Here is an 11,974-nt window from a genome sequence, read left to right on the forward strand (position 1 = left end):
AGGTTGGAGGGCCGCTTTGACCATCTTGTCGACGGCGTCGTACTCCTTGGCCTGCTGCCGTTTCAGCTCGATCTCCACGCAACTGCCGTCCGGGCGCCGCACGTTGAGCTTGACGGACTCGGTGCGCGGCCGGAACTTGATCCAGGCCACGACGGCTCCGGCGAGGACCGTGAAGGCGCCGCCCGGTTCGAGTGCGGCGATCAGCGCGTCGGTCAGCGGGCCGAGACGGCCCGTCTCCGACTCGTCCGTCGTGTGCCTGGTGACGCGTCCGCGCAGTTCCGGACGGTCCGTCAAGTACTCCCACAGGTCCCGGAGTTCGGTCGCCCGCTGGTTCGCGGACTCCTCACTCGTCACGGACAGGACCACTTCCACCGCGCTGTCCATCGCCATCCCCCGATGCCGTCGTCCCCCTGAACGGGACGGTCATGCTAGGGCGCGTGCGGCGGACGCGAGGCGGTTTTCGCCGGTCCTTCGATCGTACGGGTGACGGTCAGGATCCCAACTGCGTCCTGAGCCACTCCTCCACCTCGCCCACGTGCGAGGCCGCCGCCGCGCGGGCCGCCTCCGGGTCGCGGGCCACCAACGCCCGGTGGATCGCGGCGTGTTCGCGGCGGGTGCGGGCGAAGGCGCCCTCCTCCTGGTAGCCGCGCCACACCCGGGCCCGGAACGTCCGGGACGACAGGCCCTCCAGGATCGCGGCCATCGTGTCGTTGCCGGCCGCCGCCGCGATCTCGCGGTGGAAGGCGAGATCGTGGGCGAGGATCTCCTCGGGGTCGTCGGTGGCGTTCATCGCCGTGAGGTGTTTCTCGACCTCGGCCAACTGGTCCGGCGTGATGCGGGCCGCGGCCAGGGCCGTCGCCGTCGACTCCAGGATGCGGCGGACCTCCAGCAGCTCCACCAGACCCGGGCCGCGCGAGAGGTCGGCGACGACACCGAAGGTCTCCAGCAGGTCGCCGGCCTCCAACTGCGTGACGTAGATCCCCGAACCGTGCCGGGCCTCCAGGACGCCGAGCACCGTGAGCGCGCGGATCGCCTCGCGCATCGAGCTGCGGGAGATGCCCAGTTGGGCCGCGAGATCGCGCTCGGTGGGCAGCCGCTGGCCCGGCTCAAGGCGGCCCTCGCCGATCAACGCCTTGATCGAGTCGATGGCGCGCTGCGTCACCGTGCCCTTCGGCGGAGCGGCCACCGGGTCCGCCTCACTCGGCAGGGTCTCGTCCACGCCACTCCTCCTGTCGCCGGTCCGCGCAGTCTAGTCACGGATGTGGTCCGACCACTACGGCTCGAAACCGCGAAAATTTGACTCCTGAGGGTGTTGTAGCCCCGAAGTGGTCTGATAAATATTCCGGCAACTGCTCGAACACGCTCGATGAGGAGCCCGACAGATGGCCGGCAGCACAGTGCGGAACGGACGGCAAGGCAGACGACTGACCGCGTGGGCGGTGCGTGCGACGGCGGCGGCCGCGTGCGGCACCCTCGCGCTCACGGCGTGCGGCAGCACCAAAGACACCGGCGCGTCCAGTACCGGCGGGGGCGGCACGGGCAAGGTCGGGGTGATCCTGCCCCTGCTGACCTCGCCGTTCTGGCAGTCGTACAACGACTACGTGCCGAAGATGGCCAAGTCCGAAGGTGTCCAGGCACTGAAGACGGTCAACTCCAACAGCGACCCCTCGCAGCAGATCACCGACATCAACAACGAGCTGAACCAGGGCGTCAAGGGCCTGGTCGTAGCCCCGCTGGACAGCGCCGCCATCGAAGCCGGCCTCGACCAGGCCGAGCGCAAGGGCGTGCCGGTCGTCGCCGTCGATGTCGCGCCCGACAAGGGCAAGGTCGCCATGGTCGTCCGCGCCGACAACGTCGCGTACGGCGAGAAGGCCTGCGAGTACCTCGGGGCGCACATCACCAGCGGCAAGGTCGTACAGATCATGGGCGACCTCGCCTCGGTCAACGGCCGTGACCGCTCAGAGGCGTTCAGGGCCTGCGTCAAGAAGAAGTACCCGAAGCTCAAGGTCCTGGAGATCCCCGCCAAGTGGGAGTCCGACACGGCGGCCTCCAAGCTCGACACGCTCCTCAACGCCAACCCCGACATCAAGGGCATCTACATGCAGGCGGGCGGCGTCTACCTCGCGCCCACCCTGCAAACCCTCAAGTCCAAGGGCCTGTTGAAGACGGCGGGCCAGGCCGGGCACATCACGATCGTCTCGAACGACGGCATCCCGCAGGAGTTCGACGCGATCCGCAAGGGCGAGATCGACGCCACCGTGTCCCAGCCGGCCGACGCCTACGCCAAGTACGGCATGTACTACATCAAGGCCGCGATGGCGGGGAAGACCTTCAAGCCCGGCCCCACCGACCACGACTCCACGATCGTCAAGCTGCCCAGTGGCATCCTCGAGGACCAGCTGCCCGCGCCCCTGGTCACCAAGGACAACGTCGACGACCCCAAGCTCTGGGGCAACACGGTCAAATGAGCAGCCCACTGACCACCCCGCTGGTGGAGGCGACGGGAATCGTCAAGCGGTACGGCCCCACCGTCGCCCTCGCCGACGGCCGGCTCACCGTACTGCCGGGCGAGTCCCACGCCCTCGTCGGCCGCAACGGCGCCGGCAAGTCCACCCTCGTCACCGTCCTCACCGGACTCCAGGCCCCCGACGAGGGCACGGTCCGCTTCGACGGCGAGCCCGCGCCCCCGCTCACCGACCGTGACGCCTGGCGCTCCAAGGTCGCCTGTGTCTATCAAAAGCCCACCGTCGTACCCGAGTTGACGGTCGCCGAGAACCTCTTCATCAACCGGCAGCCGCAGTCCCGGGGCGGCATCATCAGCTGGCGCCGGCTCCGCACCGAGGCCGCCGAACTCCTCGACACCTGGGACGTGCGCGTCGATCCCGAGGCGCGCACCGCCGACCTCAAGGTCGAGGACCGCCAAATGGTGGAGATCGCCAGGGCGTTGAGCTTCGGCGCCCGGTTTATCGTCCTCGACGAACCGACCGCCCAGCTCGACAACCGGGAGATCGAGCGGCTCTTCACCCGCATGCGAGCCCTCCAGGATTCGGGCGTCACCTTCCTGTTCATCTCGCACCACCTCCAGGAGGTGTACGAGGTGTGCCAGACCGTCACCGTGCTGCGCGACGCCCGCTGGATCACGACCGCACCGGTCGCCGACCTTCCGCGCCGGGCCCTGGTGGAGGCCATGGCGGGGGAGTCCATCGCCGAACTGGAGGTGCAGCTAAGGGAGTTGGACGAAGCGGCACCTGTCCTCCTCGACGCACGAGGGCTCACCTCCGAGTCGTACGATAACGTCGATCTCACCGTCCGCCGGGGTGAGGTCGTCGGACTCGCCGGGTCCAGCGGCAGCGGCAAGATCGAGCTGGCCGAGTCCTTCACCGGGCTGTACACGCCGACCGGCGGCAGCGCCCAACTCGACGGCGAGAAGCTGCCGTTCGGGGATGTGCAGGCCGCGCTCAAGGCCGGTGTCGGATGCGTGCCGCGTGACCGGCACGGACAAGGGCTGGTCTTCGGCATGTCCATCGGGGACAACGCCACCATGACGGTCCTGGACCGGCTCGGCCGCTTCGGGTTCGTCGGCACCGACCGCAAGCGCGCGTTCGCCACCGAGCTGATCGACCGGCTCGACATCCACACCGAGGGCCCCGAACAGCCCGTCTCCGACCTGTCCGGCGGCAACGCGCAGAAGGTCGTCATGGCCCGCGCACTGGCCTCCGACCCCAGGCTGCTGGTCCTCATCAACCCCACCGCGGGCGTCGACGTGAAGTCCAAGGAGTCACTGCTCGCCCGCATGGACAGCGCCCGCGACGACGGCACCGCCGTGCTCGTCGTCTCCGACGAACTCGACGACCTGCGGCGCTGCGACCGCGTCCTCGTCCTCTTCCACGGCCGTGTCGTCGCCGAGCACCCGGCGGGCTGGCGCGACCACGAGCTGATCGCCTCCATCGAAGGAGTGGACCATGGCTGACACCAAGGCGGCCCCGCCGCTCGCCGCCCCACGCGCCACCGGGGCGGGCTCGGCCCGCACGGTCCTGCTCCGCCGGGCCCGTGAACTCGCCCTCGTACCGGCCCTGTTGGTGCTCCTGGTGCTCGGTGCGATCGTCAACGACTCGTTCCTCACCGAACGGAACCTGATCTCCATCCTGGGCGCCTCCGCCGCGCTCGCGATGGTGGTCCTCGCCGAGTCGCTGATCCTCATCACCGGCAAGATCGACCTGTCGCTGGAGTCCGTGGTCGGCATCGCGCCCGCCATCGGTGCCCTGCTGGTCCTGCCGGCCGCCGAGTCCGGCTGGGGCACGGAATGGTCGGCCCCGCTCGCCCTCGTCGCGATCCTCGCCGTGGGCGGGATCATCGGCGCCTTCAACGGCATCCTCGTGGTGAAGCTCAAGCTCAACGCCTTCATCGTCACCCTCGCCATGCTGATCGTGCTGCGCGGACTGCTGGTCGGCGCCACCAAGGGCAAGACGCTGTTCGGCATGCCCGACTCCTTCTTCACCCTGGCCACCAGCACCTTCCTGAACGTCCCGATGTCGGTGTGGCTGGCCGCCGTCTGCTTCGCGATCGCCGGGTTCGTGCTCAGGTACCACCGCGTCGGCCGCGCCCTGTACGCGATCGGCGGCAACCAGGAGGCGGCCCGCGCGGCCGGCATCCGCGTCGACCGGATGCTCCTCGGCGTCTCCGTCGTCGCCGGCGTCCTCGCCTCGGTGGGCGGCATCATGCAGACCGGCTACGTCGGCGCGATCAGCGCCAACCAGGGCAACAACATGATCTTCACCGTGATGGCGGCGGCGGTCATCGGCGGCATCAGCCTCGACGGCGGCAAGGGCACCATGTTCGGCGCCCTGACGGGCGTACTCCTCCTGGGAGTTGTCCAGAACCTCCTCACCCTCGCCCAGGTCCCGTCCTTCTGGATCCAGGCCATCTACGGCGGGATCATCCTGGTCGCCCTCATGATCGCCCGCGTCACCACGGGCCGCGCCCAGGACTGACCCCACCGGCGTCCGGCACCCGCACGGCACCGGATCCCTGTACCCGACCGAAAGGCCTTCCGTGTCCCCGACCCCCGCCCGCATCACCGCGGTCGACACCTACGACATCCGTTTCCCCACCTCGCGCGAGCTCGACGGCTCCGACGCGATGAACCCGGACCCCGACTACTCGGCCGCGTACGTCGTGCTGCGCACCGACGCGGCCGACGGGCACGAGGGGCACGGGTTCTCCTTCACCATCGGGCGGGGCAATGATGTCCAGGTCGCCGCGATCGACGCGCTGCGCCACCATGTGATCGGCCGGCCGGTCGACGAACTGTGCGCGGACCCGGGGACGTTGAACCGCGAGCTGATCGGCGACAGCCAACTCCGCTGGCTGGGCCCCGAGAAGGGCGTGATGCACATGGCGATCGGCGCCGTGATCAACGCGGCCTGGGACCTCACCGCCAAGCGCGCCGGCAAACCGCTGTGGCAGCTCCTCGCCGACGCCGACCCCGAATGGCTCGTCAGCCAGATCGACTTCAGGTACATCACGGACGCGCTCACCCCGGACGAGGCCCTCGACATCCTGCGCCGGGGGAAGGCGGGCGCCGGAGACCGCAGGAACATCCTGCTGGAGCGCGGCTTCCCCGCCTACACCACCTCCGCCGGCTGGCTCGGCTACGACGACGAGAAGCTCACCCGGCTCGCCGCCCAGGCGGTCGCGGACGGCTTCCGGCAGATCAAGCTGAAGGTCGGCGCCGACCTCGACGACGACATCCGCCGCTGCCGGGTGGCCCGTTCGGTCGTCGGACCCGACATCCGCATGGCGATCGACGCCAACCAGCGCTGGGACGTGGCCGAGGCGATCCGCTGGACCAAGGCCCTCGCCGAGTTCGACCCGTACTGGATCGAGGAACCCACCAGCCCCGACGACGTGTTGGGCCACGCCACCATCCGCGCCGCCGTCGCCCCGGTGAAGGTCGCCACCGGTGAGCATGTCCAGAACCGCATCGTGTTCAAGCAGTTGCTCCAGGCCGGTGCCCTCGACGTCCTCCAGATAGACGCGGCCCGCGTGGGCGGTGTCAACGAGAACCTCGCGATCCTGCTGCTCGCCGCCAAGTTCGGCATCCCTGTCTGCCCGCACGCGGGCGGCGTCGGACTGTGCGAACTCGTCCAGCACCTCTCGATGTTCGACTACCTCGCCGTCGCCGGAACCACCGACGACCGCGTCATTGAGTACGTCGATCATCTGCACGACCACTTCCTCGATCCGGTGCTGATCCGCGAAGGTCACTACATGGCACCCAGCACACCCGGCTTCTCGGCCACCATGCGGCCCGAGTCCATTGCGCGCTACACGTTCCCCGGCGGCACCTTCTGGGCCGCCGACCTCGACCGCCAGAAGGGACACGCGGCATGACCGACTTCGAGGGACTCAAGGCCCTGGTCACCGGCGGCGCCTCCGGCATCGGCCGGGCCACCGCCGAACTCCTCGCCGAACGCGGAGCGTCGGTCGCCGTGCTCGACCTCGACCCGTCCGGCGTCGAGAAGCCGCTGCTCGGCTACCGCGCCGACGTCACCGACGACGCCTCCGTACGACAGGCCGTCTCCGCCGCGGTCGCCGACCTCGGCGGACTCGACGTGGTCGTCAACAACGCCGGCATCGGCGCCCAGGGCACCGTCGAGGACAACGACGACGACGAGTGGCACCGCGTCCTGAACGTCAACGTCATCGGCATGGTCCGCGTCGCCCGCGCCGCGCTCCCGCACCTGCGCGAGTCCTCCCACGCGGCGATCGTCAACACCTGCTCCATCGCGGCCACGGCGGGACTGCCCCAACGCGCCCTGTACAGCGCCACGAAGGGCGCCGTGTACTCCCTCACCCTCGCCATGGCCGCCGACCACCTCCGCGAGGGCGTCCGCGTCAACTGCGTCAACCCCGGTACGGCGGACACCCCTTGGGTCGGCCGCCTCCTCGACTCCGCTCCCGACCCGGCCGCCGAACGCGCTGCCCTCGCCGCCCGCCAGCCCTCGGGCCGCCTCGTCTCGGCGGCCGAAGTCGCGGGCGCCATCGCCTACTTGGCGAGCCCCCTGTCCGGCGCCACCACCGGCACGTCACTCGCCGTGGACGGCGGCATGCAGGGCCTGCGGCTGCGGCCGGTGGGCCAGTGAACGCCCTCGGAGGGAGCGGGGTCGAGGTCAGCGGGCTGGGCTTCGGCGGCGCCGCGATCGCCAACCTGTACACCGAGGTCGACGACGAGCAGGCCCACCGGGCCGTCAACACGGCCTGGCAGCAAGGGATTCGCTACTTCGACACCGCACCGCACTACGGCCTCGGACTGTCCGAGCGGCGCCTGGGCGCGGCCCTGCGTGAGTACCCGCGCTCGTCGTACGCGGTCTCCACCAAGGTGGGACGGAGGCTGGAACCCGTCGGGGCGACGGCCGGCGACGACCTCGCCAACGGGTTCGCCGTGCCGGCCACCTCCCGCCGCGTGTGGGACTTCAGTGCAGACGGGATTCGCCGGACCCTGGAAGCCAGCTTGCAGCGGCTCGGCCTCGACCGCGTCGACATCGTCTACCTCCACGACCCCGACGACCACGCCGAACAGGCCTTCCGCGAGGGCTATCCGGCCCTGGAGAAGCTCCGCGCGGAGGGTGTCGTCGGGGCGATCGGCGCGGGCATGAACCAGGCCGAGATGCTGACCCGGTTCGTCCAGGACACCGACGTGGACGTCGTGTTGTGCGCCGGCCGCTACACCCTGCTCGACCAGAGCGCGCTCACCGAACTCCTCCCGGCCGCCGTCGCACGCGGCAGGTCGGTGGTCATCGGCGGCGCCTTCAACTCCGGTCTGCTGGCCGACCCGAAGCCGGACGCGACGTACAACTACGCCCAGGCGCCCGCGGAGTTGCTGGACCGCGCCTTGCGCATGAAGGCCGTGGCCGAGCGCCACGGCATCACCCTGCGCGCCGCCGCCCTGGCCTTCTGCGCCGCCCACCCGGCCGTGGCGAGTGTCCTGGCCGGCGCCCGGTCGGAGGCCGAAGTGCGGGACTGCGCCGAACAGTTCGCCCTCCCCGTGCCGGCCGCGTTCTGGCAGGAACTGCGGGCCACGGGTCTCCTGTCGACGGACGCCCCCGTCCCTACCTAGGAGCCGTCTTGAGAGTCGCCCTGCACACCAAGGTCCGCGACGACCGCATCGCCGAGTACGAGAGCGCCCACCGCGAGGTCCCCAAGGAACTCACCGCCGCGATCCACGCCGCCGGCGCCACCTCCTGGACGATCTGGCGCAGCGGCACCGACCTCTTCCACGTCCTGGAATGCGACGACTACGCCCGCCTGCTCGCCGAGTTGGACCAGCTCCCGGTGAACGTCGCCTGGCAGGCCCGCATGGCCCAGCTCCTCAGCGTGGTGCACGACTACTCGGGCCAGGGCGCCGACGCCGGCCTGCCCGTCGTATGGGAGCTGCCATGACGGTCGACGCGCACCACCACGTCTGGGACCTCTCGGTCCACGACCAGGACTGGATCACCGGCCCCGAACTCCAGCCGCTGCGCCGCGACTTCACCGTCACCGACCTCGCACCCGAGGCACGGGCGGCCGGCGTCGACCGGACCGTCCTCGTCCAGACGATCACCGTCGCCGAGGAGACCCCGGAGTTCCTGGCCCTCGCCGACACGCACGACCTGATCGCCGGAGTCGTCGGCTGGACCGACCTGACCCGCCCGGACATCACCGACGAACTGGCCCGCCTGCGCGAACTCCCCGGCGGCCGCTACCTGAAGGGCATCCGCCACCAGGTACAGGGCGAGCCCGACCCGAACTGGCTGCTGCGCCCGGACGTACGCCGAGGCCTCACCGCCGTCGCCGACGCGGGACTCGTCTACGACCTGCTGGTCCTGCCCCACCAGTTCCCGGCCGCCGTGCAGGTGGCCGCCTCCCTGCCCCAACTCGCTTTCGTCCTCGACCACTTGGGCAAACCACCCATCGCCTCGGGACAACTGGAGCCCTGGGCGACCTCCCTCCGCTCCCTCGCCGCGCTCCCCAACACGTACTGCAAACTGTCCGGCCTGGTCACGGAGGCCGACTGGAAGACCTGGAGTACGGAGGACCTGCACCCCTACGCGGACACCGCACTCGACGCCTTCGGCCCGAGCCGGCTGATGTTCGGCTCCGACTGGCCGGTGTGCACCTTGGCGGCGACGTACGGCCAAGTCGCGGACGCGGCGGGCGAGTTGACGGACGATCTCAGCGCGGCCGAACGCGCCGAGGTCCTCGGGGGCACCGCGACCCGCGTCTACGGCCTCTGACTATCTGCCGCCAACCGCGTCGGCGGCAGATACTCCCGCACGAACGTCCGCTCCCAGCACGCGCCCGTCTCCCTCAACTCACGCCAACTCGTGTACTGGTAGCGGAAGAGCCGGGCCCGGACGTACCGCGGGGGCGCGTCGGGCGGGAACGGGGAGCGGCGCAACAGCCGTAGCGTGTCCCGGTCGTTCTCCAGGAGGCGTTCCACCAGGGCGCCGAACCACGGGTCGGCGTAGCCGGGGGAGAGGGCGGCGAACCACATCATCCAGTCCAGCCGCAGATGGTACGGGGCGAACTGGCGCGGCCAGCGCCGAGGATCGCCCGGCTTGCCCCTGAGCTCGTACTCCCGCCAGTCGGAGTCCTCACGGGGTACGGCGTCCGTCGTGCCCTCGAGCACCACCTCGTGGCGGACACGGCCGACCGTGCCGAACGCGCCGTAGGAATTGACCAGATGGAGCGGGTCGAAGGAGCGGTTCATGATCTGGCGGTGGGAGACCATGTTGCGGACCGGGCGGTGACTGAGCCAGAGCAGCAGGGCGGCGACCGCTACGACCACGACCTCGTACCAGACGGGCGGGTTGCGTACGGGTGGCGCTGTGTGGGGGAACTCGACCGCCGACAGGGCCAGCACGATGGTGATCCAGTTCAGCCAGGAGAAGTTGCCGGACAGGACCAGCCACAACTGGGTCGCGATCATCAGGGACGCGGCGGCGGTCGCGATCGGCTGAGGGGTGAACAGCAGGACGGGGACGAGGAGTTGGGTGACGTGGTTGGCGGCCACCTCCACCCGGTGCAGGGGGCGGGGGAGGTGGTGGAAGAACCAGCTCAGCGGGCCCGGCATCGGCTGCGTCTCGTGGTGGAAGTCCAGGCAGGTCAGCTTCCGCCAGCACGCGTCGCCGCGCAGTTTGATCAGACCCGCGCCGAACTCGACCCGGAACAGGATCCAGCGGAGCAGGAACAGCACCACGACCGGTGGCGCCACCTCGTCGTTGCCGAGGAAGACGGCCAGGAAGCCGACCTCCAGCAGCAGTGACTCCCAGCCGAACGCGTACCAGGTCTGGCCCACGTTGACGATCGACAGGTACAGCACCCACGGCACGAGCCACAGCAACATCCCGCCCCAGAGCGGAAGTCGGGAGTCGAGTCCGGCGACGAGGGCCGCCGACACCGCGCAGCCCGTCCACGCGCAGGCCGCGAAGAAGCGGTCCGTGTAGTGGAGTTGGAAGACGCTCGGGGCCTGGCGGAACGGCGTCCGGGCGAGGAAGCGGGGGACCGGCAGCATGCCGCGTTCGCCGGTCAGCGCGCGGAACTGGCGGGCCGCCGTGAGGAACGCGATCAGGTAGACGCCGGCCAGGGCCCGCTGGAAGACGAGTCGGCTCAGCCAGTAGTCGGGTGCGGTGAACCAGCCCACGACCGTGCCCTCCTCTCTCCTTCGCCGTGCCCGAGCGGACCTTCACCCTCCGTGTCTCATGCCTCCGGTTGCGTAACCCAAGTGAGTGAAGCAGACAATAGTGGCGAATCACCCGGCTTGAGGCGGGAGAACACGGTGCGCACATCCACCGGAACCATCGCCACGGCCTGCGCGCTCTCGGCGACGCTCCTCGTCGCCGGCTGCGGCGGCGACGGCGGCAAGGACGCGAAGTCGAGCGGCGAGGTCTTCCTCCAGCCCCTCGCGGCACAGGGCCCCGACCCCTTCACGGACTCCACGGCCACAGCGCCGAGCGCCCCACCACGGGTCACCCGAACGCCGCAGTCGACACCTCGGAAGTCGGCATCCCCGCAGGCGACACCCACGGGGACCGCGTCCACGCCCTACGGCCGTCCGCGCTCCGTCTCCGGCGCCACGCCCGGTCTGTACGGCGGGACCGCGCGGACCGGCAGTTGTGACGTCGAGCGGCAGATCTCCTACCTCACCCGCGACCAGGCCAAGGCCCGCGCCTTCGCGCAGGCCGAGGGGATCTCCCCGGGCGGGATCCCCGGCTATCTGCGCGGGCTCACCTCGGTCGTGCTGCGCGCCGACACGCAGGTCACCAACCACGGGTTCCGGGACACGCGGGTGACCGGCTTCCAGTCGGTGCTCCAGGCCGGTACCGCCGTCCTCGTCGACAACCGGGGCGTGCCCCGGGTCCGCTGCGCCTGCGGCAACCCGCTCAAGGCGGGCGTGGCCGGTCAGGGTGCGCTCGGGGACGGCGGGCGGCCCTGGTCCGGGTTCCGGCCCGCCGGAGTCGTCGTGGTGACCCCGGCGCCCCAGGTGATCACCAACATCACGATCATCAACATCGTCGACAACACCTGGATCGAACGGCCCCTCGGCCATCGCGGGCCCCACCACGACCACGCCGTACCCCGGCCGCCGCACGGGACGCCGACGCCGACACCGTCCCGTACGGGTCCGTCGCCGCGACCGCACGACAGCGGCTCCAGCGCCTCAGCCGGCGATACGAGTCCCTCGCCTAGCAGCAGCGCGAGCACCTCCCCGAGCCCGAGCTCTAGCCAGGGCCCGAGCGAGAGTCAGGGGCAGAGCTCCTCCCCGGGCGACGAGAGCGCGTCCCCCGGCGGTAGCCGCACCCCCGGCAGCGGACCGCACGATGCGACAACCTCCGCCTCTGCGACCGGCGGATCCGCAGGCAACGAAAGGGCGTTGAGCGCTGCGGCAACCGTCCCAACGGCTTCCGCGGAATCCCCCCTCTCCCGTACG

The 11,974-nt window shown here is 70.4% G+C and carries 12 protein-coding genes; 9 read left to right on the forward strand and 3 right to left on the reverse strand.

Features of this window, described 5'->3' with window-relative positions; translation table 11 throughout:
- Nucleotides 1-390, reverse strand: a 390-nt coding sequence (locus ACNFOC_RS41445; protein ID WP_416964183.1) for an effector-associated constant component EACC1, incomplete at its 3' end; no start/stop codon positions are given.
- A gap of 100 nt (nt 391-490) precedes the next feature.
- On the reverse strand, nt 491-1,219 hold the full coding sequence (locus tag ACNFOC_RS41450) for a FadR/GntR family transcriptional regulator (RefSeq protein ID WP_416964184.1): 729 nt from the start codon (nt 1,217-1,219) through the stop codon (nt 491-493).
- A gap of 163 nt (nt 1,220-1,382) precedes the next feature.
- On the opposite strand from ACNFOC_RS41450, the gene ACNFOC_RS41455 reads away from it, so the two are divergent.
- The 8 genes from ACNFOC_RS41455 (at nt 1,383) to ACNFOC_RS41490 (ending at nt 9,278) form a co-directional block, all read left to right on the forward strand.
- Nucleotides 1,383-2,468 (forward strand): sugar ABC transporter substrate-binding protein, encoded by a 1,086-nt coding sequence (locus ACNFOC_RS41455; protein ID WP_416964185.1) that lies wholly within the window; start codon nt 1,383-1,385, stop codon nt 2,466-2,468.
- Nucleotides 2,465-3,970: a sugar ABC transporter ATP-binding protein gene (locus ACNFOC_RS41460; protein WP_416964186.1), complete on the forward strand. Its 1,506-nt coding sequence runs from the start codon at nt 2,465-2,467 to the stop codon at nt 3,968-3,970. Before ACNFOC_RS41455 ends, ACNFOC_RS41460 begins: the two co-directional genes overlap by 4 nt.
- A complete protein-coding gene (locus ACNFOC_RS41465) occupies nt 3,963-4,991 on the forward strand; it encodes an ABC transporter permease (RefSeq protein WP_416964187.1) in 1,029 nt (342 codons plus the stop codon). Before ACNFOC_RS41460 ends, ACNFOC_RS41465 begins: the two co-directional genes overlap by 8 nt.
- 61 nt (nt 4,992-5,052) lie before the next feature.
- Nucleotides 5,053-6,393 (forward strand): L-fuconate dehydratase, encoded by a 1,341-nt coding sequence (locus ACNFOC_RS41470; RefSeq protein WP_416964188.1) that lies wholly within the window; start codon nt 5,053-5,055, stop codon nt 6,391-6,393.
- Nucleotides 6,390-7,145 carry an SDR family NAD(P)-dependent oxidoreductase gene (locus ACNFOC_RS41475; protein WP_416964189.1) on the forward strand — a complete coding sequence of 252 codons (756 nt, stop codon included), beginning with the start codon at nt 6,390-6,392 and terminating at the stop codon, nt 7,143-7,145. The genes ACNFOC_RS41470 and ACNFOC_RS41475 overlap by 4 nt, the downstream gene beginning before the upstream one ends.
- Complete coding sequence (locus tag ACNFOC_RS41480; RefSeq protein ID WP_416964190.1) at nt 7,142-8,119, forward strand: aldo/keto reductase; 978 nt, start codon at nt 7,142-7,144, stop codon at nt 8,117-8,119. The genes ACNFOC_RS41475 and ACNFOC_RS41480 overlap by 4 nt, the downstream gene beginning before the upstream one ends.
- Before the next feature lie 8 nt (nt 8,120-8,127).
- The gene (locus tag ACNFOC_RS41485) at nt 8,128-8,442 is read left to right on the forward strand and encodes an L-rhamnose mutarotase (protein ID WP_416964191.1); all 315 of its coding nucleotides are present in this window, start codon (nt 8,128-8,130) and stop codon (nt 8,440-8,442) included.
- A complete protein-coding gene (locus tag ACNFOC_RS41490) occupies nt 8,439-9,278 on the forward strand; it encodes an amidohydrolase family protein (RefSeq protein ID WP_416964192.1) in 840 nt (279 codons plus the stop codon). The genes ACNFOC_RS41485 and ACNFOC_RS41490 overlap by 4 nt, the downstream gene beginning before the upstream one ends.
- Here the strand turns inward: ACNFOC_RS41490 and ACNFOC_RS41495 are convergent.
- Entirely contained in the window at nt 9,266-10,687 is a 1,422-nt protein-coding gene (locus ACNFOC_RS41495) for a lipase maturation factor family protein (RefSeq protein WP_416964193.1), read from the reverse strand. The genes ACNFOC_RS41490 and ACNFOC_RS41495 overlap by 13 nt on opposite strands.
- A 135-nt stretch (nt 10,688-10,822) precedes the next feature.
- On the opposite strand from ACNFOC_RS41495, the gene ACNFOC_RS41500 reads away from it, so the two are divergent.
- A partial coding sequence (locus tag ACNFOC_RS41500; protein WP_416964194.1) for a DUF6777 domain-containing protein occupies nt 10,823-11,974 on the forward strand: 1,152 nt, incomplete at its 3' end.

Source organism: Streptomyces colwelliae (assembly GCF_048158785.1).
Classification (GTDB): domain Bacteria; phylum Actinomycetota; class Actinomycetes; order Streptomycetales; family Streptomycetaceae; genus Streptomyces.